This is a genomic window from Desulfurobacterium crinifex (assembly GCF_054656775.1).
Map to the genome: position 1 here is coordinate 1,421,537 of NZ_BAAHXO010000004.1, position 20,974 is coordinate 1,442,510.

The 20,974-nt window shown below is 38.4% G+C and carries 23 protein-coding genes; 7 read left to right on the forward strand and 16 right to left on the reverse strand.

Going from position 1 to position 20,974, the window contains the following annotated elements:
• Position 1 precedes the first annotated feature (1 nt).
• Together ACYQ3A_RS09285 and ACYQ3A_RS09290 are read right to left on the reverse strand one after the other, a co-directional pair.
• Positions 2–622, reverse strand: a complete 621-nt coding sequence (locus tag ACYQ3A_RS09285) for an energy transducer TonB (protein ID WP_459897041.1) — start codon at positions 620–622, stop codon at positions 2–4.
• On the reverse strand, positions 606–1,034 hold the full coding sequence (locus ACYQ3A_RS09290) for an ExbD/TolR family protein (protein WP_459897043.1): 429 nt from the start codon (positions 1,032–1,034) through the stop codon (positions 606–608). Before ACYQ3A_RS09290 ends, ACYQ3A_RS09285 begins: the two co-directional genes overlap by 17 nt.
• 83 nt (positions 1,035–1,117) lie before the next feature.
• Between ACYQ3A_RS09290 and ACYQ3A_RS09295 the strand changes: the two genes are divergently transcribed.
• Positions 1,118–1,603: a MotA/TolQ/ExbB proton channel family protein gene (locus ACYQ3A_RS09295; RefSeq protein ID WP_459897044.1), complete on the forward strand. Its 486-nt coding sequence runs from the start codon at positions 1,118–1,120 to the stop codon at positions 1,601–1,603.
• 168 nt (positions 1,604–1,771) lie between these two features.
• Here ACYQ3A_RS09295 and gatB read toward each other — a convergent pair whose 3' ends face one another.
• On the reverse strand, positions 1,772–3,229 hold the full coding sequence (gene gatB / locus ACYQ3A_RS09300) for an Asp-tRNA(Asn)/Glu-tRNA(Gln) amidotransferase subunit GatB (protein WP_459897045.1): 1,458 nt from the start codon (positions 3,227–3,229) through the stop codon (positions 1,772–1,774).
• A gap of 234 nt (positions 3,230–3,463) precedes the next feature.
• Here gatB and ACYQ3A_RS09305 point away from each other — a divergent pair, with 234 nt between their 5' ends.
• Positions 3,464–5,611 carry a pentapeptide repeat-containing protein gene (locus ACYQ3A_RS09305; RefSeq protein WP_459897046.1) on the forward strand — a complete coding sequence of 716 codons (2,148 nt, stop codon included), beginning with the start codon at positions 3,464–3,466 and terminating at the stop codon, positions 5,609–5,611.
• A gap of 396 nt (positions 5,612–6,007) precedes the next feature.
• On the opposite strand, the gene ACYQ3A_RS09310 is transcribed toward ACYQ3A_RS09305, so the two are convergent.
• The 10 genes from ACYQ3A_RS09310 to bcp form a co-directional block, all read right to left on the reverse strand.
• The gene (locus tag ACYQ3A_RS09310) at positions 6,008–7,117 is read right to left on the reverse strand and encodes an NADH:flavin oxidoreductase (protein ID WP_459897047.1); all 1,110 of its coding nucleotides are present in this window, start codon (positions 7,115–7,117) and stop codon (positions 6,008–6,010) included.
• Between the two features lie 196 nt (positions 7,118–7,313).
• Positions 7,314–7,691, reverse strand: a complete 378-nt coding sequence (locus ACYQ3A_RS09315; RefSeq protein ID WP_459897048.1) for a toprim domain-containing protein — start codon at positions 7,689–7,691, stop codon at positions 7,314–7,316.
• 3 nt (positions 7,692–7,694) lie between these two features.
• On the reverse strand, positions 7,695–8,615 hold the full coding sequence (locus ACYQ3A_RS09320) for a hypothetical protein (protein WP_459897050.1): 921 nt from the start codon (positions 8,613–8,615) through the stop codon (positions 7,695–7,697).
• The gene (locus ACYQ3A_RS09325) at positions 8,615–9,175 is read right to left on the reverse strand and encodes a C-GCAxxG-C-C family protein (protein WP_459897052.1); all 561 of its coding nucleotides are present in this window, start codon (positions 9,173–9,175) and stop codon (positions 8,615–8,617) included. The genes ACYQ3A_RS09320 and ACYQ3A_RS09325 overlap by 1 nt, the downstream gene beginning before the upstream one ends.
• A 98-nt stretch (positions 9,176–9,273) precedes the next feature.
• Positions 9,274–10,563 (reverse strand): phosphopyruvate hydratase, encoded by a 1,290-nt coding sequence (gene eno / locus ACYQ3A_RS09330; protein ID WP_459897053.1) that lies wholly within the window; start codon positions 10,561–10,563, stop codon positions 9,274–9,276.
• A complete protein-coding gene (gene tsaE, locus ACYQ3A_RS09335) occupies positions 10,547–11,038 on the reverse strand; it encodes a tRNA (adenosine(37)-N6)-threonylcarbamoyltransferase complex ATPase subunit type 1 TsaE (protein WP_459897054.1) in 492 nt (163 codons plus the stop codon). The genes eno and tsaE overlap by 17 nt, the downstream gene beginning before the upstream one ends.
• Positions 11,031–11,420 (reverse strand): ExbD/TolR family protein, encoded by a 390-nt coding sequence (locus ACYQ3A_RS09340; protein WP_459897056.1) that lies wholly within the window; start codon positions 11,418–11,420, stop codon positions 11,031–11,033. The genes tsaE and ACYQ3A_RS09340 overlap by 8 nt, the downstream gene beginning before the upstream one ends.
• Positions 11,411–12,580: a succinyldiaminopimelate transaminase gene (gene dapC, locus ACYQ3A_RS09345; protein WP_459897057.1), complete on the reverse strand. Its 1,170-nt coding sequence runs from the start codon at positions 12,578–12,580 to the stop codon at positions 11,411–11,413. Before dapC ends, ACYQ3A_RS09340 begins: the two co-directional genes overlap by 10 nt.
• A 9-nt stretch (positions 12,581–12,589) precedes the next feature.
• Positions 12,590–13,375, reverse strand: a complete 786-nt coding sequence (locus ACYQ3A_RS09350) for a TIGR04219 family outer membrane beta-barrel protein (protein ID WP_459897058.1) — start codon at positions 13,373–13,375, stop codon at positions 12,590–12,592.
• The gene (gene bcp, locus ACYQ3A_RS09355) at positions 13,372–13,851 is read right to left on the reverse strand and encodes a thioredoxin-dependent thiol peroxidase (protein ID WP_459897059.1); all 480 of its coding nucleotides are present in this window, start codon (positions 13,849–13,851) and stop codon (positions 13,372–13,374) included. Before bcp ends, ACYQ3A_RS09350 begins: the two co-directional genes overlap by 4 nt.
• 103 nt (positions 13,852–13,954) lie before the next feature.
• Here bcp and ACYQ3A_RS09360 point away from each other — a divergent pair, with 103 nt between their 5' ends.
• The 4 genes from ACYQ3A_RS09360 to ACYQ3A_RS09375 all read left to right on the forward strand — a co-directional run bounded on the left by ACYQ3A_RS09360 (position 13,955) and on the right by ACYQ3A_RS09375 (position 17,933).
• A complete protein-coding gene (locus tag ACYQ3A_RS09360; protein ID WP_459897060.1) occupies positions 13,955–15,112 on the forward strand; it encodes an N-acetylmuramoyl-L-alanine amidase family protein in 1,158 nt (385 codons plus the stop codon).
• A 33-nt stretch (positions 15,113–15,145) separates the two neighbouring features.
• On the forward strand, positions 15,146–16,435 hold the full coding sequence (gene aroA, locus ACYQ3A_RS09365) for a 3-phosphoshikimate 1-carboxyvinyltransferase (RefSeq protein ID WP_459897061.1): 1,290 nt from the start codon (positions 15,146–15,148) through the stop codon (positions 16,433–16,435).
• Positions 16,432–17,571, forward strand: a complete 1,140-nt coding sequence (locus tag ACYQ3A_RS09370) for an MFS transporter (protein WP_459897062.1) — start codon at positions 16,432–16,434, stop codon at positions 17,569–17,571. Before aroA ends, ACYQ3A_RS09370 begins: the two co-directional genes overlap by 4 nt.
• A gap of 92 nt (positions 17,572–17,663) precedes the next feature.
• The gene (locus ACYQ3A_RS09375) at positions 17,664–17,933 is read left to right on the forward strand and encodes a hypothetical protein (protein ID WP_459897063.1); all 270 of its coding nucleotides are present in this window, start codon (positions 17,664–17,666) and stop codon (positions 17,931–17,933) included.
• Between the two features lie 70 nt (positions 17,934–18,003).
• On the opposite strand, the gene ACYQ3A_RS09380 is transcribed toward ACYQ3A_RS09375, so the two are convergent.
• Entirely contained in the window at positions 18,004–18,168 is a 165-nt protein-coding gene (locus ACYQ3A_RS09380; RefSeq protein ID WP_459897064.1) for a hypothetical protein, read from the reverse strand.
• Positions 18,169–18,371: 203 nt separating this feature from the next.
• On the opposite strand from ACYQ3A_RS09380, the gene ACYQ3A_RS09385 reads away from it, so the two are divergent.
• Positions 18,372–18,971, forward strand: a complete 600-nt coding sequence (locus ACYQ3A_RS09385; RefSeq protein WP_459897065.1) for a GTP-binding protein — start codon at positions 18,372–18,374, stop codon at positions 18,969–18,971.
• A gap of 105 nt (positions 18,972–19,076) precedes the next feature.
• On the opposite strand, the gene ACYQ3A_RS09390 is transcribed toward ACYQ3A_RS09385, so the two are convergent.
• Both ACYQ3A_RS09390 and ACYQ3A_RS09395 read right to left on the reverse strand, forming a co-directional pair.
• Positions 19,077–19,790: an aminotransferase class IV gene (locus ACYQ3A_RS09390; RefSeq protein ID WP_459897066.1), complete on the reverse strand. Its 714-nt coding sequence runs from the start codon at positions 19,788–19,790 to the stop codon at positions 19,077–19,079.
• The gene (locus ACYQ3A_RS09395; RefSeq protein ID WP_459897067.1) at positions 19,787–20,971 is read right to left on the reverse strand and encodes an NAD(P)/FAD-dependent oxidoreductase; all 1,185 of its coding nucleotides are present in this window, start codon (positions 20,969–20,971) and stop codon (positions 19,787–19,789) included. Before ACYQ3A_RS09395 ends, ACYQ3A_RS09390 begins: the two co-directional genes overlap by 4 nt.
• Positions 20,972–20,974: the final 3 nt, after the last annotated feature.

The following is a 20,974-nucleotide window of genomic DNA, read 5'->3' on the forward strand; positions in this document are numbered from 1 at the left end:
TTCACTTAACGCTTTCGAGGTTGTACTCAATCTCCAACTGGAATGTTAGCTTATTGTTCTTTATGGTATCAGGAATTGGTGGAAACTTTGCCCTTTTTATCGCTATACAGGTTGCTTCCTGCAAAATCTTGCTCTTTCCGCTGACAGATTCGCATTCCACAACTTCCCCTTTTCTATTCAAAGTGAAGCTAACAGATACAATTCCCTCTTCTCCTCGCTCTATAGCTTCAAGGGGATAGAAAATGTTTTCTTCAATTGCATTTCTGATTGCATCTATGTAATAGACTGGCAGATTTCCTTGAAGCGGCTTTAAACCTCCAGGTTTTTTAGGCTTTTCTTTTTCCTTTTTCTGTTTTTCAGGTAGTTTCCTTAGGGGCTTTTCTGAAATGATTTTCGGTTTCTTTTCGGGAATAGATGCCTTCTTAACCTCCTTCTTTCCTTTCTTTCTTATCTCCCTTTTGACTTCGATCTTCTGTTCTTTCTGCTTTATAAGGGAAATCTTAATGATCTGTCTAACTTCTTCTCTCTCAGGCTTCTTCAGACTTTCCAGAATCTCTATAAATCCAAGCTCTATCAAAAGAGATAAAATAAAAGCAAGTAAAAACCTAACGGCTGTTCTCATCCCTTTCCTTCGCAATGAGACCTATTGAGTTAATACCTGCTTCTTGAGCTGCGTCCATCACATTAACAAGAAGCTGAATCTTTGAGTTTCTATCTGCATTTATAGCAAGAGAAACATGAGGATTTTTTACCTTAGCATTTTTGAGGAATTTCTTTAGTTGCTTAAGACTAACCTTCTTGTTTCCAAAGTAGATACTTCCGTTTTCTTTGATGGTAACTGTGATAATCTCCTTTTTGACCTGAATATTCGATTTCTGGGTTGTTTCTGGTGGATTGGTTTTAATTGCAAGGCCGGGAATAATGCTTCCCGCAATGAGAACGAAGAAAGCAAGCAAGAAAAGCATCACATCAACCATAGGAACAATTATGAGCTGTGGCTTTTCCTCGAGAATATCATCTTTAAACTTAAACATTTCCTCACCTTATTAGAGATTTTGTAATAAAATTTATTATACAGTTATTCTAAGAATCAATGAAATTTATTCTGGAGGAAATGTTGCTACTAACAATGGAACTTGCCCATAAAGCTGTTTTTCTCTCCCTCTATTTTCTTCTTTTCCTCGCTACTCTCGTATTTATAGAAAGACTCCTCTATTTTTCCTTTACCCTTCCTGCAGAGAAAAAATTGCTCCTGAAAGAGATTGATGAGCTTGATGAAAACAAGGTTGAGGCTCAGTACCACAACTTCATTTCAAAACTGACACGGGGAAAGGGACTACTCTCCTTCACCATAACGGCATCTCCTCTTTTAGGACTCTTAGGAACAGTTCTGGGAATAATGAACTCATTCTTAACAATGGCAGAAAAAGGGATTTCAAACATAGTTGAAGTAAGTAAAGGAATAGGTTTTGCCCTCGAAGCAACAGCTCTGGGGATATTTGTTGCAGTAATCACACTTATCTACTACCATGTTCTGAACAGTCTCATCAACAAAGCAAAGACAGAAATTAAGGTAGTTATTTTGAAAAGTCTTAGAAGATAGGCTAAATAACAACATTCTAAAGTTAAGTCAATTGCAATAGTCACACAGTTGAATATAATAGGACTTAACCAAATATTGTTATTTTGGACCTACGGGTCCACATAGAGGGGAGGGAGTCTTGATACTTAATTAGGGGAGAGGGCGTAAGCTCTCTCCCCACCCTATGAACTATACCTCTTCAAGAACCTGAGGAATTAACTGATTGAGAAGCTTCGGATTGGCTTTTCCTCTTGTTTCCTTCATAACCTGACCAATGAGAAACTTAACAGCTTTCTGCTTCTGTTTATCGTTGCCTTCCTTGTACTGCTTAACAGCCTTTTCATTGTTTTCAAGGACTTTCTTGATAATCTCTTTGAGAGCTGATTCATCAGATATCTGAACAAGCCCTTTCTCTTCAACAATCGCTTTGGGCTCTTTTCCACTCTTGACCATTTCAGGAATGATTTCTTCCTTTGCGACTCTTAGAGATATTACCTCTTTATCAACAAGCTCAAGGAGTTGAGCAACGTGGCGAGGTTCGACTGGAGACTCTGAGATTTCAAGCTTCTCTTCGTTTAAAGCTCCAAGAAGGTCTGAAATGATAATGTTTGCAACTTTCTTCGCTTCTCCAGAATAGTTTTTCACTGCCTCTTCAAAGAACTGGGCAAGAGCTCTATCTCTAACAAGAATATCAGCATCATAAGATGTAATACCGTAATCACTAATGAATCTTTCCTTTACCTGGTCTGGAAGTTCAGGTAAAGAAGCTTTTATAGATTCAAGCCATTCATCGTCTATTATGAGAGGCGGAAGATCAGGTTCAGGGAAATATCTGTAGTCCTCAGCTTCCTCTTTCGTTCTCATTGTCTTTGTAATTCCTTTCTGGGAATCAAAGAGCCTTGTTTCCTGAACAACTTCTCCGCCGCTTTTAACAACCTTTATCTGTCTTTCTATTTCATACTCAAGAGCTTTTTGAATGAATCTGAAAGAGTTAACGTTTTTAATCTCTGTTCTCGTTCCAAGTTTATCTGAACCCTTAGGTCTAATAGAAACGTTGGCGTCACATCTTAGTGAGCCTTCCTCAAGGTTTCCATCGTTTACACCGATCCAGACGAGGATATCCCTGAGCTTCTGCATATAAAGCCTTGCTTCTTCTGGAGTTGAGATATCAGGCTCTGAAACGATTTCAATTAACGGCGTTCCAGCTCTATTGAGGTCAACGTAAGAGTTGGGGTCAAGTCCTTCACCGTGGACAGTCTTTCCAGCGTCTTCTTCCATGTGAATTCTTTTAATTCTGATTTTCTTTTTCGTTCCATCAGGTTTTTCAATCTCTATCCAGCCGTTCTCTGCAAACGGGAGCTCGTACTGTGTTATCTGATAAGCCTTTGGAAGGTCTGGATAGAAGTAATGCTTTCTGGCAAAGACCGAGTACTTGTTAATCTTACAGTTTAAGGCAAGTGCTGCCTTTACAGCATACTCAACAGCTTTCTTGTTCAGAACTGGAAGAGATCCAGGCATTCCAAGACAGACAGGACAAACGTTAGTATTTGGTGGAGCTCCAAACTCATTCTTACAGCTACAGAAAATTTTCGTCTCTGTTAAAAGCTGAGCATGAACCTCAAGCCCGATTACTGCTTCAAACTCCATCTCCAACTCCGTTAGCTTAGTTTAGTTTGGAGGAGATTTTATCACAGCTAATTAGGATATAATGCTATTTCACAATTTGTGTAGCATGTTGTTAAATCGGCAACTTAAGTTATTCCAAGGACAGAGCTCGAAGAATCTCAATAACTGGGGGAGTAGTTAAGGTTCTCACCTGCTAAATAAGGACAGAATGACAACAAATAACAGAACAGGATTAACTTTCTCTGGAATTTTGAAATGGAGTGGAGAGTAATTTATCTGGACGGTAAAGATGGCAGGGAATTTAAAGGATGTAGGGTTTGTCAGGAAATAGGAAGAAATGTAATAGAACCTGTGGCTGTTTTCTTGAGAGAAAACCAAAAGTTAGAGGATTTAAGCAGAGAAGATTTAGAAAAGTTTGATACCTGCATTTTTCACTGTGAAAAGAAAAATGAAATATGGACGGAGAACGTAGGTGAATATAAACAGTGGAAGGAAAAAAGGGATAAAGCATTAAGAGAAGGGAAGGGCTTTGATGAATATATAAAAATAAAATGGAATGAATATTTAGTTAGTGAGTTTTGGAAATTAATTGATGAGTTTTGGAAAAGAGTAAGAGCATATAGGTTTGCTGTTGATTATGTAGATTTGTGGAAAAAATCTAATGAGAATTGGAACGATTTCATAGAGAGCTTGAGAAGTAGTGATATAGATGGAAAGCCAGAAATTGATGAATTAGAGAGAAATAAAGATTTAATACTTTTTAACTTAGAGAATTTAGATAAGGAGAAAAACTTTTACGATTTCAGAAAATTTGTTTTTCCAGAGTTTTATATTTATGAAACGCCGTTGTTTTTTGAAAGAAAAACAAAAGACTTAATAGGAAGGGAAATAAATGGATATAAAACATATCAACTGCGATATTCTTTTAATTTCTGGTATAAGGAAGAGTATCTAACTTTCCAAAACAAGGCTAATTTTGTAGGAGCAAATTTTCAAGGCTTGGCTAACTTTGTAGGAATAACGTTTCAGAACTTGGCTGATTTTGAAAAAGCAACATTTCAAAACTGGACTAATTTTAAAGAAGTAAGATTTCAAAACGAGGCTAACTTTTGGGGAGCAATATTTCAAAACGAAGCTAATTTTGATTTGATAACATTTCAAAACGAGGTTCATTTTGATGAAATAACATTTCAAGATTGGACTTATTTTGTGAATATAACGTTTCAAAACGAAGTTTATTTTGGAGAAGCAACATTTCAAAAGGGAGTTTGGTTTTTAGGAACAACTTTCCAAAACGAAGTTTATTTTGTTTTGGCAAAATTCCAACACAAGGCTAACTTTTGGAAAACAACATTTCAAAGTAAGGTTGATTTTAGGGAAGCAACATTTCAAAATGGGGCTAATTTTATTTCAAAAGGGAAGAGTTTACTTTTTAATCTCTCTCATGTTCAACTATCAAAGGACAGCTATATAGAAATCAGAAACCTACAAACGGTTAGATTAGTATTAAACAATATAAACAACATAACCGATAGCTTTCTTTTCTTCGATACGAAAATCATAAAGTTTGAGGACTTAGAAGAAAATCAGAGAGAAGACTTAAAAAAAGAAAATTATTTGCCGAACATAGAGATAAAAAACTCTATACTAAACAATATGAAGTTTATAAACTGTGACTTTTCAGAAGCAGAACAAATAGAAATAGAAAACAGCTCTTTAACAAAAGCAGAATTTATGAACGTTGACTGGGGAAAAATTACCGAAGAAAGAATATGTCCAGAACTATTTAAAAATTCACCGGCAAAGGCAAGAGATGTCTATAGACAGTTAAAACTGGCTTTAGATAATCAGAAAGACCACATAAACGCCAATGAGTTTTATTCTCTTGAGATGAAAGCCTATGAAAAAGTCTTACAACAACAAGAAGCAGATTTTCAGGAAAAACTAATATTTTCAATTCACAAATCTGTTTCCGACTTTGGACAAAGCTGGACAAAACCACTTACCTTGATAATCATGTTAACTATAGGAATGATGGGACTAAAAGCCTACTCTATCTTTTTTGTTCCCCTTTTCTTGATATATCTCATTTTTTTCTTGCTCGTTTCGATCCCAAACCCAGCTATAGAGTTTGGTTTGCAAGAAGTAATATTCCTTTTTGTGTCTGCTGGCTTTTTTAGTTATGTATTTGGAGATTTTGACCTTAGTAGAAACTTATCCTCTGAATTACTCATTAAATCAATAACTAACTTCCTAAATGATTTCGCAAAGACTTTAAACCCGATGAAACTATTCAAAGAAAACGGTAAGGGACTCGAATTCCCTTATACTCTTTATTCAATTGCCGTAGCTTTCCTTTCCTACCAGATGATCGTTGCAATTAGAAAACGGGTCAAAAGATAAACTGGTCATCGGTTTCTATCATGTTGAACAGGTTGCGTCATGTAATACCTGAGCTTGCATTAGCAGGCAAAGAGTTTCTACAAAAAGTCTCAATTGAGATTCTTCGCTTCGCTCAGAATGACATAAAGATAATTCTAAAGTGGTATATATAAACTTCTCAACTGCATTAACCGAAGGCAGAACACCAATAGTGCCTGTCCTCTCTCTTTTAGGTATTGCTTAACTTTCTTTAGAACCTTTTGAGGTTCCAATTTCTTTGATCTTATGGGAAGGGAGAATAGGCTTTTTTATTGCTGTTGGCAATTTTCAAACTCTTTCATTTATTCGAACAAAAAGTGGGAGATAGGAAACACTCCCACTTTTAAAGGTAACTATTTAAAAATCCAAGCAAGACTACTATTGCGCCTTTTCTCTCAATTCCTTCTCAACCACACAATAGATACCACCTTCTTTTATCCCTGGCAGAAAACATCCATTGCAAGAAATACATTTTGCTTTAGTTCTATCAGATTCCTTCCATCTCCTAATAAGATGTGGCTCTCTTATCAAAGGTCTTGAAAATGAAACAGCATCAGCCAACCCATTATCAATAATCTCAGTAGCAATTTCAAAGCTTCTAATTCCGCCAACCACAGCTACAGGAATATTAACCACCTGCTTTATCCTTTTAGATAACTCCTTGTGATAAGCCTCTTTTTTAGAACTATCAATTTTTGTTCTTGCTGGAGATGTATCCTTTGATGCTGGAGAACCACCGGAAACCTCAATAGCATCTATCTCCCACTCTTCAAGCATTTTAGCAACTTCTACAGCTTCATCAATTGTAAATCCTCCATCTAAAAAATCATCGCAATTTAGCTTGATAAATACAGGATAATCGTCACCTACTTTACTTCTAACTTCAGCAACAACCTCTTTTAAAAACCTTACTCTATTTTCAAGACTACCACCATATTCATCTGTCCTTTTATTTGTAATTGGGGATAAAAACTGATTAATCAAATATCCATGTGCTCCATGCAACTGAACTGCATCAAATCCTGCTTCTTTTACCCTTCTTGCAGCTTCGCCAAAGTCAGCAACTACTCTTTTTATATCATCTATGGTCATTTCCCTTGGCACTTCTGAGTAGCTTGGAAATTCCACTGCAGATGGAGCAATAGGCTGGAGTCCAGAAGATTTTCTATTTGCCTGTCCACCAGCATGGACAAGCTGTACTGCTATCTTACCGCCCTTTTCATGTACCCTTTGGGCAAGCTCTTTTAAAGCAGGTATGTTATTATCATCATGAACACCAAGCATACCAGGTAACTGAATACCATCTTGACTCACATAAGCATAACCGGTGATTATAAGCCCAACCTCATTTTCAGCAAGCTGTTCATACACATTAATTAAACGCTCTGTCGGTTTACCATCGCTATCACACATTCCCTCCCACGTTGCAGACCTTATAGTTCTATTTTTAAGCTTGAGATTACCAATATTAAAATCACTAAAAATCATTCTAAACCTCCTGCTTAAATAAGCATTTATCTATTTTCTTTTCTCAAAACCGATCAAAGGTCTGTAAACAGGTATGGAATAATTGTAATACATCATAACACACAACAAGTTATTAAGAGCTGACTTGCAAATCGAATCTTATAAGTTTTCTCCTATCAAATGATCGTCGCCATCAGGCGAAAGGTCAAAAGATAAGTTAACCAAAAAACATTAATTTCTGCGGAATTTTTTCCACAAACGTTATTCCAGTTTCTCTAAGCCTTTCTCTAAAAGAAGTATCAATTCTCAAACCGTATCCGGGCAAAATTTTCGAGAGCTTTTGAAAAATAGTTTCTCCTTCTGGATCAAAATCCATTAGAAGAACAACACCCTTGTACTTATACTTATCAGCAAGGGTTTCAGCAACGTCGTGATAGTTCCTACCCTTTAGTTCAACAACGTTTTGAACTCCAAACTTCTCAAGAGCCCACTTGTCCCTCTTTCCTTCAACCAGAATTGCCCAGCTTTCATTTTTAAGGGAAAACTGTTTTAAATCCAGTAATAAATTTTTCAGAAGTTTAATTTCTGTTTCCATACTTTATAGTTTAACCAGAAGAATCCCCACTGTAAAGTTGTAAAGAATTGGAAGTCCAGCCTGGAGTAACAGGAGAACTGCCGTTACAGAGAGAGGATAGAGACCAAGATAGTAGGGAAGTAGATAAGCCCACCAGCTCCTCAGAAGGGAAAACATTCCGTTCCCAACTGCCATTGTTCCGAGAATGTGGGTAACAGGATGATTTTTCTCAATCATTACCTTTATCAATCCATAAGCAACAGGCGGACTTATAGCAGCGGTTGTGATATAGGTTATTTCAAGAGAATCAAAGCCAAACATTCCCAAGTAAGGTTTTAGAACTTGCGTGAGCTTCTCCATGAATCCAGCTTTAATAAGGAAAACAATTGCCAAGAAGAGAGGAGTGAACTTTAGAATGAATGAAAGAGCCTCTTTAAATCCTTTTAAAAATCCTTCTTTAAGAATCCTTAACGAAAACTCGAGATTAAGAGAGTTGTACTCTGGATAGTTGAATTTCAACTTCCTGTATCTGATTCTTCCCACAATTGAAACAATAACCAAAACGACAATATCAAATGCCAATCTTAGAAGAGCATAATAAACAGCAATAACACCTATCAAAGGAACTAAAACAGGAAGATAGTATCTATAAAGGAACATCAAACGCATGGGAAAGTTTGAGGCAAGAATTGCAAGGTAAAGGTCTATTGGCTCAATTTTGCCTTCTTTCAATAGGTTGGAAGCAGTAATGTGAGCGGCTCGGGGAGAAACGAGGTAGATAACAGGAACGTTTGTAAGAAGAGGATGAATGCCAAACTTTGAAAGCTTCAGAGTTTTTAACCCGAGCCAGTTTACGAATTTTGTTTCAACGAGAATAGAAGCCAGTATGTAACCAAAGGCAATGGCTGAAACAATTATCAGATAAAGTTTTGTAAAGTCCATCATTAAACGTCAGCTTCTGCAAGAGCTCCTGCATACTTGTTCATTATCTCTGCAGTTTTAAATGCAATATCTCCTGTCAATCTTGCACACCTTTCGCTTCTCTCAAGAGTCCTTGGGTGAATTCCCGTTGCCTTTGACCAATTGATAATGGAATCTTTACAGAGAATTGAACTAACTGCTGCCTTTGGGATTTCAAGCTCTCTGTTTCCAACAAAGATTGGAAGTTCTGTATTATTGTGAAACTCTATAAGTTCTTTTATTGCTTCCTCTATCACTTCATCTGGTATAGTTACAACGAATATGTAGAAAGCCCCTGTAAGTGCACCGCAGATTGTGTTCCACCTGTAGGGAAGTTTCTTTGAAATCTCTCTAACTCTTGAGTAATCAAACTTCAATCCTGCAATCTGAGAAAAAGCATTGACAACACCATATTCGCAGTTGTACTCCCAGTATAGCTCATAAGCTCTCTGAGCTATCTTTTCTGGATCTACAGGTTCAATATTCTCTTTCTCCTCTTCACCAAGTAAAAACTTCACATTTTCCATTATCTTCTCAAAATGCAAAGTACTACCTCCTTTGGAATCTTTGAGGAATTTAATTTAAGAAAAAAGGTAAGAATTGGAATCCCCTAAGCCCCCTTCTGAAGGGGGCTTAAGGGATGTTAAAAGTCAAGGTTGTAGAAAACGTCTGTTCCTCTGTAAACGGCTGAACCGTTCAGCATCTCTTCAATTCTCAGAAGCTGGTTGTACTTTGCGTTTCTTTCGCTTCTTGCTGGAGCTCCAGTCTTGATCTGACCGCTGTTAACTGCAACTGCAAGATCTGCAATGAAGGTATCTTCAGTCTCTCCAGATCTATGGGAAATAACCGCTGTGTAGTTTGCCCTCTTTGCCATCTCAATAGCATCGAGGGTTTCCGTTACAGTTCCAATCTGGTTGAGCTTTATGAGAATCGAGTTTGCAAATCCTTCTTTGATTCCTATTCTGAGGAGCTCAGTGTTTGTAACAAATACATCATCTCCAACAAGCTGAACTCTATCCCCAAGGGCAGCAGTTAGGAGCTTCCAACCCTCGTGGTCGTTCTCTGCCATTCCATCTTCAATGCTGATTATTGGATACTTCTCAACAAGCTTTCTGTAGAAGTCAACCAACTCTTCTCTGCCCAGCTTCTTTCCTTCTCCAGCAAGTTCGTAAATACCATCTCCCTTGTAAAACTCTGAAGATGCAGCATCAAGGGCAAGAAGGATATCTTCTCCAGGAGTGTATCCAGCCTCCTCAATAGCCTTTAAGATAACCTGAATTGCCTCTTCGTTTGATGTAAGATTTGGAGCGAATCCTCCCTCATCTCCAACGTTTGTTGAGTGCCCCATTCTCTGAAGAACCTTCTTGAGAGTGTGGTAAACCTCTACTCCCATTCTAAGGGATTCAGAGAAAGTCTTGCCACCAACAGGCATTATCATGAATTCCTGGAGGTCAACATTGTTATCTGCGTGAACACCACCGTTGAGAATGTTCATCATCGGAACTGGGAGTTCTTTTGCGTTTGCTCCACCAATGTACTTGAAGAGAGGCATATCAAGCTCTTCAGCAGAAGCCCTACAGACTGCCATTGAAACACCAAGAATTGCATTGGCACCAAGGTTACTCTTATTGGCAGTACCGTCAAGCTCAATCATAAGCCTGTCAATATTAACCTGATCCGTTGACTCAAGGCCTATGAGAGCTGGTGCTATTACCTCATTGACATTCTTTACAGCTTTGAGAACTCCCTTTCCAAGGTATCTCTTGGGATCCTTATCCCTCAGCTCAAGGGCTTCCCTTTCTCCAGTTGAAGCTCCGCTTGGAACGGCAGCCCTTGCCCTTACTCCAGACTCAAGGGTTACTTCCACTTCAACAGTTGGATTTCCCCTCGAATCGAGTACCTCTCTTGCTCTAAGGTCAACTATCCTTGACATAAAAGCCTCCTGATCTGAATTTATTTTCAAGTTTTTGACAGATTTTGCCTACTGTGTCAACTATTTCAAATTCCCTCTCATCATCTTTACAAAAAGAGCAACTGATTTTAACAATCGGCAATCCCGATTCTCTGAAATAATCAGCAGCCATTTGAGGCCATTCAATCACTTTAATTCTTCTATCCAAGAGAATCTCTTCAAAACCCAGATCCTCCAGAGCTTCAATCGAATCCAATCTGTAAAGGTCTATATGAACCAGAGAGTCATACTCGTGAACAATGTTAAATGAAGGAGAAGAAATTTCATCCTCGGGAATTCCCAGAGCTTTTGCTATTCCTCTGGTAAGGACTGTCTTTCCACAGCCAAGATCCCCAGAAAGGAGAATAATCGTCCCTTCAGGTACACTGGATCCGATAATTTCTCCCAGCCTTCTGGTCTCCTCAACTGAAAGTGTTCTGACTCTGCACTTACTCAATTCTCTGACCCACTAAGGAAACTTTTCTTATCCCGGATTTTCTCAAAGTATCCAGCAGAGTAAACACATACAGATAAGGGGTTTCCTTATCAGCTTTTATATATATCCTCCTATCCTTTGGGAGAACGGGAATTAATTTTGAAGGATCGGAGTAAACCTTTCCTTCGTAGTAGATCTTTCCCCACTTATCAACTACAAGCTTAACAACCTGTGAAGAGGAGGTAATTGCAGCACCTCCTTCTGGAACCCGGACCTTTATCTCTCCACCGGAGATAAACTCAGTCGTAACTGCCAGAAAAATAACAAGCATTAAAGAAAGATCCAATATGGGAGAAAGGTTTATATCTGCGATAAGTCCTTTCTTTTTTTCTCTTATCTGCAACTTGTCTTCTCCATAAACTCTTTATGTGCTTTCTCCCACACTTCCACAGCTTCTCTGCACTCTTCAACGGTTGGTACAAGCGCTATCCTGAAAAATCCTTCACCACCTTTGCCAAAAAACTCTCCAGGAGAAAGGACTATGCCGTAGTTCAAAAGATGTAAAGCATACTCTTCAGAAGAAATTCCTTCAGGCAATTTCACCCAAAAGTAAAATGTTGCCTCAGGATACAAGAACTCAAGACCGATCCTTTTGAAAAATTCCAGAAAAATATCCCTTTTACGGCGAAATATCTCTCTCCTTTTTTCTACATGTTCTTCATCCGACCAAGCAACCTTTGCAGCCTGTTGGACAAAATCTTGAGAAGCAACTCCAAAGGAAGAACGATACTTGAGATAAGTTTGAACAATTTCACTATCTCCCGCAACAAAACCTGAACGGTAACCGGTCATTCCGCTTCTCTTAGAGAGAGAATGAAAAACTACAGCTCCCTTTTTGCCAACTTCAAGAAGAGAATGTGGTGGATTTTCAAAATAAATCTCTGTGTAACACTCATCAGAGCATAGGATTATTTCGTACTCTCTACAAATACCATAGATCTCTTCAAGATAAGAAAGGGGCGCAACTGCCCCCGTTGGATTATGCGGATAGTTAATCCAGACTATTGCTGTCTCTTCAAGGATAGACCTTGGTAACTTGTCGAGTCTTAGTAGAAACTGCTCATCGTATTCAAGTTTTATAGGGTATGGCTCTCCACCGGCAAAAAGAGTCCCTCTTTCATAAACCGGATAGGCTGGAGTACCGTAGACAACCTTTTTCTTCTCAGTATCTGTGTCTATGAAAACAAGCGGAAAATGGAATATCGCTTCCTTTGAACCGGCAGTTGGTATCACTTCCGTTTCAGGGTCAAGGACAACGTGGAATCTGTTGAAAAACCAATTGGCTATTGCTTCTCTTAGATCCTTTCTTCCCTTTACCATAGGATACTGACTGACTTGCGGAATAGCTTCAATCAATGCTTTCCTGATTTTCGGATCAGTAGGCTCTTTTGGATCTCCTGTTCCAAAGTCGTAGATTTTCTTACCTGCTCTTCTAAGCTCCTCCTTCGCCTTAACAAGACGATCCATAGGATAGGCTTTGAGTTCTCTAATTCTCCCGTTCATTCTATCTCCTTAGAACCTGAAACCTGCTTCTACAAACATACCTTTAATTTTGATATCTGTAGAAAGGTCGCTTATATCATCGATTTTTAATCTCTGGTATCTATATCCTGCTCCAACAAACAAATTCTCAACGGGATAGACTTTCAGCTCTCCAATTGTCTCATAGAACTGACTTCCAGAGTATCCAATCCAGTTACCTGAGAACTCAAAACCAACCAGGTTAATAGGTCTAATTTCTCCTGACAGGTGCACCATAGGTACCGGAATTGTGGCGCTTTTAGATTCCTCCTGACCATTAGTTATATCTCTAACTTTTACGTATCCGTCAATAACTTTAACATTAACTCCCGCCTTAAGATCCACTTTACCGTTGGAAACTGTTCTCAGGAACGGTAAGTGGTAGTAAAGCGTTACATCTATCTGATTTGCTTCAAACTTTGACTCTACGTAATCTGTTCCATTGACTGTAATATCTCCAAACGTAAAGCTACCACTAACCAATCCACTTCCTGAAAATTTCATTGGAGTGTATTGAACTCTTATATCTGGAAGCAGAGGTAAACCATGTTCAACCTCAAACCAACCAGAAGCTTTTGTTTTATCAGAAAGGTGCAGATCATCTTCCAGATCCACGTGGGTTTTAACAGTTCCACCTACAGGAGTAGCTGAATCTTTATACTCAACCCATCCTGTTGGATCTTCTTTCCAACCACCAATTCCACCTTCAATTGTTATAGCGGATGAAACCTGAGTAGATGCAAGTAGAACCACTGCTGCAAATAGTAGTTTCCTCATCTTTCCCCTCCTTTTAGTTCCTCAAGCTTTTTCTTAACAGCATCCACATGACCCTTAACTCTTACATTTTTCCAGACATAAGCAATCTTTCCTTCAGGATCTATCAAGTAAGTTGTCCTTACAACACCATAGTATTCTCTTCCACACATCTTTTTGAGTTTCCAGACGTCATAACTCTCTATAACTTTACGTTCTGGATCACTTAGAAGAATCACCTTTAAATTTTTCTTCTCCTTGAATTTTTTATGGCTTTCAACAGAATCAGGACTTATTCCGACAACAACAGCATTAAGCTTTTCAAACTCTTCAAGCTTTTCTGTAAAGTCCTGAGCTTCCCGTGTACAACCGGGGGTGTTATCCTTTGGATAGAAATAGAGAACCACCCATTTCCCTTCGAAATCTTTAAGGCAGATTTCTTTTCCACTCTCATCAGGAGCACAGAAATCGGGTGCTTTATCTCCTATATTTAAAGTCATGACATCTCCTTAACTAAAAAGTTTCAGGATAAAAAATTATAACCCATGCCTTATTGCTGATCATAATAATTAAACGTTTATCTATATGCTAAAATTGCCAATCATGATGGATAGAAGAGAAATTCTGAAAGGTCTTATTGGAGGACTCTGTCTTTTCTCCTTCATAGAAGAGGAAGCATCTGCATCTCGTACCCCTATTATAAAACGAGTAAGGTACTCATCAAACGTAGAAAGAACAAGAATTGTTCTGGATTGTACTGGAGAAGTAAGAAAAACAAACATTAAATCTATGTTGAAAGGAAATACTCTTTGGATAGAGATCAAAAGAGCAAGAGCAAATAAAATAGTAAGAAAACTTAAAAGTTCTCTTGTTTCAAAAGTTAAGGTTATTCCGATAGACAGGCATCTGGTCAAAGTCAAAGTTGTAATGAGAGATCCTCACAAGTATAAAATCTTTGCCCTGAAATCGTGTGGAGGAAGACCATTTAGAGTTGTAATAGATATCTTTCCTGACTTTATCATTACAAGCTGCGAACCCAAAAAAACTAAAAAGAGAATAGTTGTTATAGATCCCGGTCATGGTGGAAAAGATCCAGGAGCCATTTGGCCTGTTCGTTCAAAGCATCCTAAGATAAGGGAAAAAGACATTACACTGTCAATTGCTCTACGGGTAAGAAGAATTTTGAGGAAACATCCTGATATCAAAGTAATTATGACAAGAACAAGAGATGTTTACGTTCCTCTATTAAAAAGAGCTGAAATCGCTGCAAAGTCATGTGCTGATGCTTTTGTTAGCATTCATGCCGATTCAATGCCAAATTTCCCTAATTGGAACGGCGTTACCATTTTCAAAGCTTCTCCTTCCCTTTTTGCAAAAGCCCAGGCAACTGCAAAAGCAGTAGCAAAGAAAGTAAAGTTGTGTGATGACATCATGTGCTGGAGCATAAGTCCTCTGCTGCTCAACATGTCAACTACTGTAACATTTGTTGAAAGTGCAAAACTGGCAGAAAAAATAGTAAACGATTTAAAAGCTCATGTTAACGATAATCTCATTAACGGTATAAAGGATATGAAGAGAAACATAGTGGTACTAAAAACTCCTGGAAGGCCTGCTATTCTTGTGGAAACAGGTTTTTTGACGAATTCCAAAGACAGAAAGAGACTTGTTCAAACCTGGTATCAGGAAGAAATTGCAAAAGGTATAGCAAAAGGAATAGTTGACTACTTTGATTCTCTGAATAACATCGCTGTTGTTGATTAGTAGATTTTAAAAAAATAAACAGGAGAGGTCAGGGTGCTTAGAGTGGATTTTAAAGGTAAATTAAAAGGAATTTTAAGAGTTCCATCTGATAAATCGATCTCACACCGTTCAATAATGCTAAGTTCGCTAAACAAGGGAACGGTTGTTGTAAAAAACTTCCTCAGATCGGAAGATTGTCTTAATACTTTTAAAGCCTTTCTGGAACTTGGTGTTAACATAGAAGATAAACAGGAAAAAATTGTTATAAGAGGAAAAGGAAAACATTCCTTAAAAGAACCTTTTAACGTCATTGACCTTGGAAACTCTGGAACATCCATAAGGCTCATTTCTGGAATTCTCTCTGGACAACCTTTCTACTCCGTCCTTACCGGTGACCAGTATCTCCGACGCCGTCCAATGGACAGAATAGCAATTCCTCTAAGAATGATGGGGGCTGAAATATATGGAAGAGAAGGTGGTAAGTATCCACCTTTAACAATTATTGGAAAGGAAAAACTAAAAGGGATTGATTACAAAAGTCCCAAAGCATCAGCTCAAGTAAAATCGGCAATACTTCTTGCCGGTCTTTTCACAGATGAACCGGTTTCTGTTACAGAACCTGCAAAAAGCCGGGATCACACAGAGCGAATGTTAAAGGCATTTGGTGTTGACTTAGAAGTGGAGGGTTTAACTGTTTCTCTTGGTAAAAATAGAGAGCTTGAAACAGATCTTGAAATAGACGTTCCAGCCGACATATCGTCGGCGGCATTCTTCATGGTGGGTGCTGCAATTACACCAGAATCTGAAATCCTGTTAAAGGATGTTATTTTAAATCCAACGAGAACTGGCATTTTAGATGTAATGGAAAGAATGGGAGCAAGGATAAAAATTGAAAATGTCAGAAATGTATCCGGTGAAGAGGTTGGTGATATTATTGTTTCCTACTCTCCAGACTTAAAGGCAACAGAGATCAGAGGAGATGAAATACCGAGGCTGATAGATGAGATCCCCATCATAGCTCTTCTTGCTACCCAGGCAGAGGGAGAAACTATCATTAGAGATGCTCAAGAATTAAGGGTTAAAGAGAGCGATCGCATAAAATCAACTGTTGAGAATTTAAGAACAATTGGAGCAGAAGTCGAAGAGCTCTCCGATGGGATGATAATAAGAGGAAAAACTCCACTAAAAGGTGGAAGAATTAAATCCTATGGTGACCACCGAATAGCCATGACATTTACCGTTGCTTCGCTGATATCTCAAGAAACCATAGAGATAGATGATGTCGAATGCATAAAGACCTCGTATCCCCGATTCTTTGAAGACCTTAAACAACTATTGAAATGAATAGGAATATCATTCTTCTAAGTCTGGTCAGTTTTTTAAATGACTTCTCCAGCGAGATGATTCTCGCTGTTCTGCCTCTTTTTATCGTTGAGCTGGGTGGAGGGGGAATCTCTATAGGTCTAATTGGAGGAACGAGGGAAGCTATCGCAAACCTCCTTAAGGTTTTCTCTGGTTATATGTCAGACAGGTTAAAAAGAAAGAAACCATTCGTTTTTGCAGGTTATCTTGTATCTTCAGTTTTCAAGTTACTCTTAGGATTTTCAAAAACTCCTGTGCAGATCTTGATTGCAATTTCTCTTGAGAGAATAGGTAAAGGAATTAGAACAGCTCCAAGGGATGCAATCATCTCTCTTTCTGGGAAAAGTGCAGGAAAAAGTTTTGGAATTCATAGAGCTTTTGATACGCTGGGAGCTTTTCTTGGTTCACTCCTTGCTATTTATCTGATCAAAAATTTCAACCTACCGTATGGGAACGTAATACTGATAGCAGCCATTCTTTCGGTTATTGCTCTTTTTCCAGTTCTCTTTGTCAAAGAACCAGAAGAAGGTAATTCCAGAAAAAGAACAGAGAAAGGAAAAGTTCAAATTTCCAGAGAGCTAAAGCAGTTTCTGATAATCTCCGCCCTTTTTTCTTTTTCAAACTTAAGCTACATGTTTCTCATCGTAAAAGCCCAAACCATTTCAGGATCTAACATTACTCCCTTAATCCTCTATGCCGTTTTCAACCTTGTATATGCTCTATTTTCCATCCCAGCAGGGATTGCATCAGATAAATTTGGAAGAGAAACTGTTCTTAGCTTAGGTTACATTCTTTTCGGTGTTTCCCTTTTCATTGTTATCTTTTCAAACTCCATTCCTCCCTTAGTGATAGTTTTCCTTCTGTACGGTCTCTCCATGGCAATAGTTAATGGAATCCAGAGGGCTTTTGTAGCAGACTTATCAGAAGAGACTTTTAGAGGAAGCGCTTTCGGGCTGTTTCACGTAGTAACTGGATTTGCCATTCTTCTTGGCAATGTATTTGCAGGTTTTCTCTGGAATCTATCAACAGACATTACACTGTTAGTGTATGGAATTATCTCTCTTCTTTCCGGATTGCTTCTTGCTTTTAAAAGTCCATTCTGCGTCAAGACCACATGAATTTCTTCTTCTGAATTAAGCACATTATGGACTTGATTCTTCAGTATTCATGTTTTAATTTTATATTGAACTCTAATTAGGAGGTTCTAACTATGGAAGTAATACCAAAGAGAAAGTTTAAATGTTTCGACTGTGGACACGAGTTTGAAGAACCCTTCGGAAAGCCTCGCTGGATGGTCAAATGTCCAAAGTGTGGAAGTGAAAACATTGTAAGGGTTGATACACCTGCAGGCTGGTGTGGTAGAGGTTACGGAAGAGGAGCTGGCAGAGGGAGAGGAAGAGGTAGAGGCTGGGGCTGGTTTGGAGGCTGGAGAAGAGGCGAAGGAAGAGGAAGGTTTGGATTTGGTTGGGGGAGAAGATAAATTCTTTAAAAAGGTGCGCTTTAGCGCACCTTTATTAGTTTGGAGTTTGAAATTTTTGGTCACAAAAAAATTAGATAAACCTTATCTTTATTACATTGTCTGCTTTTGAGAGAAGAAAATCAACTATATCTTTTAGAAGATCAAGCTCGGCTACTCCAATACTTAGTGTCACTTTCAAAGGATGTGTAAATTTTTGCCTTTCTGTGCTTTTTCTCATTTTTTCAGCAACTTTCACTGCTTCTTTTCTTGTCTTTTCCCTTATGGAGAGAAGCGTTTGAACTAGAGCCCTTGGTTCTATTATATTAAAAACTCCTCATATTCATAATAAATCATAAATTATTACATTTTACAACTACAAATCGTTTTTTTGTTGAAAAGTGATTAATGAATACATACAATATATGGACATTTTTTGATAAGTAAAAAATGAGGATAACCATGGGATTATTTAACAAGGGAACTGGAGAAGTTCACTTAAAAATTGTTTATTGGGGACCTGAAAACGCAGGAAAAACAGAAAATATTGTAAGGCTGAGTGACTTTCTTAAAGACTCAGGAAGGATTGTAACTTTACTGGGAGAAGACGGTAGTACTATTTATTTTGACTTTTACAATCCAGTTTTGACTCTCCCAAACGGTCTCAAGGTTAAGTATCTCCTTTATGCTTCTCCTGGAAAGAAGGCTGCAAGACTTGCAAGAAAACTTGTCCTTGCAGGTACAGATGGTATTGTCTTTGTAGTGGACTCTGATGAAAAAAGGTTTAAAGACAATAAAGAATCTTTACATGAACTACAAGAACTTTTGAAGATTAAAGGGTTAAAAGATGTTCCTATTGTTTTTCAGTACAACAAAAGAGATTTACAAACAGCTCTTCCTGTAGAAGAACTTAGAAGAGAATTAAATCCTCAAAACTATCCAGAAGTTGAGGCCAAAGTTATCAAAGGTGTTGGTGTTATTGAAACTTTCAAGGAAATTGCTAAGCGGAGCCTTATAAACTTTTTGAAAAGAGGAAACTTCGGAGAATTAGACTTTCCATAGTTAGAAATCTGTATGAAGTATGATGTTTTTAAAGAAGGAGTACCACCAAAAATTAAGCTCAAAGAAGGTGGGAACTCCTGATAAGAACTTTTCAAAGGGATACGCTTATTGTCCTAATTCGTAAATTACGTTCAAAATTCTTTTGCTCCAGCTTTTGCCATTCGGTTCTTTAAATTCCTTTTCTCCTATTTTCTTTACCCAAGCAGCATCGTACCTTGCACTTGTTATGAAAACCTCATCCGCCGAAAGAAGATCTTCGAGAGTGTAAAAACCTTCAAAAGTAGGAACCCCCATCTTCTCCAGGAGCTCCAGGATGAACTCTCTTCTTGTTCCAGGCAGACAACCGGTTTTAAGAGATGGAGTAAAGAAAACGCCATCTTTCACAAAAAAGATGTTTGCAAAAGCTGTTTCAGAGATAAAACCATTGGTATCAAAGAGCAGAGCTTCATCTCCACCTTTTCTTCTTGCTTCTTCCAGTGCATATAGTGAGTCCATAATATCGATCGTTTTGTGAAGAGAAAGAGTTGAATAATACCTTCTTATACTATCAACCGGAATAAGAGCAACAGAACCCTTTTTCTCACAGGAACGGGAAGAGACATCATAATTTCCATTCCTGTAAAGGGTCAACCTGACAAGTGAAACTTCAAACTTTGCATTCTTCTCAATCTCTTCTTTGAACTTTTTCAGTGATAAAGAAAAGGGTATTTCAAGACATTCGGAGCTCCGTTTCATTCGTCTATAATGGTAATCAACAAGAATAGCTTTTCCTTTCTCTACCTTGACAGTTTCAAAAATCCCAAAGCCCTTTTCCATCATGGTGCGTCAAATCCAGGAATTCTTGGAATTTTCTTAAGCTTACTCGCTTTGTAGTACCAACCCCAGAGCTTTTTCAAATAGTGTCCGATAATCGGAAGAGGTAGCATTATTGAACGCTTATCGTTTCTGAAAACAAGAGCTCCACCCATGCTTCCCATGTCCATAAGACAGAGAATGCTGAGGTGGTGAATGTAGCTTTCTCTCTCTGGGTTTCCATTTATTTTGTTCTCAAGGTTCCTTGCAACAATCCTTCCCATAACTTCAGCTAAGTGCCCCTGTTTTGCCTTCCACTGAGGACCCTCAAGGACAGCACTGTCTCCGATAGCCCAGACGGTCTCATCAGTTCCGGGAACAGCACAGGTTGGCTCAATTTTTACAAATCCAGCTTCATTCAGCGGCAAATCTGACTTTTGAAAAACTGGATGTCCGTTGGTAGCAGCAATAAACATAGTTAAATCAGATTTTATAAAGTAATCGCCCTCAAGGAGAATTCCATCAGGCTTGAACTCAACTATTTTCCTTCCAAAGTATCTTCTTATTCCAAACCTGTCAAGCATCTTATAGGCTTTTTCAGCATTCTTTTCTCCAAGCCTTATTCCCGGCTTTGGCATTGGAGCGAAGAACTCAAGCTGAAACTTGTCTCTCACCCCTTTTTTCTTCAGGTAAACGTGAAGGTTAAAAACAAACTCAAAAGCTGGTCCTCCTCTGACACCGCTTGGATCTTTCGGGTTGCCGCCAAAACCAGCAGCAATCACTCCACCACCTTTCTCTATCAGCTCATCAATTCTCTTCCTTATCTTCAGAGACTCCTCTGGAGCTGCACAGATTGATAGAGTATTTTCAATTCCCTTATGCTTAACCTTTGAACCACCAAGAGCTATAACAAGGTAATCGTACTCCTTAACCGTTCCATCCTCAAGGTAAACCTTCTTCTCTCTTGTTGAGATTTTCTCAACCTTTCCAATAGTCAACTTGAAACCGTTAGCCTTTGCTATCTCCTCAAGAGGTATAACCACATCTTTCCAGTCATACTCATGGGTTGGAATCCAGATAGATATAGGGTATATGTAGAGGTACTCCCTATCTGAGATCAATTCAACATCAAAACATTTACGGCACAGCGCAAACGCAGCCTCTACCCCGCCAATTCCTCCACCAAGAACAAGGACTTTTCTAGCCATCTC

Coding starts and splice junctions, on each gene's coding strand:
- ACYQ3A_RS09360 (WP_459897060.1), top strand. CDS start 13,955: ATGATGGATAGAAGAGAAATTCTGAAAGGTCTTATTGGAGGACTCTGT.
- ACYQ3A_RS09370 (WP_459897062.1), top strand. CDS start 16,432: ATGAATAGGAATATCATTCTTCTAAGTCTGGTCAGTTTTTTAAATGAC.
- ACYQ3A_RS09310 (WP_459897047.1), bottom strand. CDS start 7,117: ATGATTTTTAGTGATTTTAATATTGGTAATCTCAAGCTTAAAAATAGA.
- ACYQ3A_RS09285 (WP_459897041.1), bottom strand. CDS start 622: ATGAGAACAGCCGTTAGGTTTTTACTTGCTTTTATTTTATCTCTTTTG.
- ACYQ3A_RS09375 (WP_459897063.1), top strand. CDS start 17,664: ATGGAAGTAATACCAAAGAGAAAGTTTAAATGTTTCGACTGTGGACAC.
- ACYQ3A_RS09385 (WP_459897065.1), top strand. CDS start 18,372: ATGGGATTATTTAACAAGGGAACTGGAGAAGTTCACTTAAAAATTGTT.
- ACYQ3A_RS09390 (WP_459897066.1), bottom strand. CDS start 19,790: ATGATGGAAAAGGGCTTTGGGATTTTTGAAACTGTCAAGGTAGAGAAA.
- ACYQ3A_RS09320 (WP_459897050.1), bottom strand. CDS start 8,615: ATGATGGACTTTACAAAACTTTATCTGATAATTGTTTCAGCCATTGCC.
- bcp (WP_459897059.1), bottom strand. CDS start 13,851: ATGACTTTAAATATAGGAGATAAAGCACCCGATTTCTGTGCTCCTGAT.
- gatB (WP_459897045.1), bottom strand. CDS start 3,229: ATGGAGTTTGAAGCAGTAATCGGGCTTGAGGTTCATGCTCAGCTTTTA.
- eno (WP_459897053.1), bottom strand. CDS start 10,563: ATGTCAAGGATAGTTGACCTTAGAGCAAGAGAGGTACTCGATTCGAGG.
- ACYQ3A_RS09305 (WP_459897046.1), top strand. CDS start 3,464: ATGGAGTGGAGAGTAATTTATCTGGACGGTAAAGATGGCAGGGAATTT.
- ACYQ3A_RS09315 (WP_459897048.1), bottom strand. CDS start 7,691: ATGGAAACAGAAATTAAACTTCTGAAAAATTTATTACTGGATTTAAAA.
- ACYQ3A_RS09395 (WP_459897067.1), bottom strand. CDS start 20,971: ATGGCTAGAAAAGTCCTTGTTCTTGGTGGAGGAATTGGCGGGGTAGAG.
- ACYQ3A_RS09350 (WP_459897058.1), bottom strand. CDS start 13,375: ATGAGGAAACTACTATTTGCAGCAGTGGTTCTACTTGCATCTACTCAG.
- ACYQ3A_RS09290 (WP_459897043.1), bottom strand. CDS start 1,034: ATGTTTAAGTTTAAAGATGATATTCTCGAGGAAAAGCCACAGCTCATA.
- dapC (WP_459897057.1), bottom strand. CDS start 12,580: ATGAACGGGAGAATTAGAGAACTCAAAGCCTATCCTATGGATCGTCTT.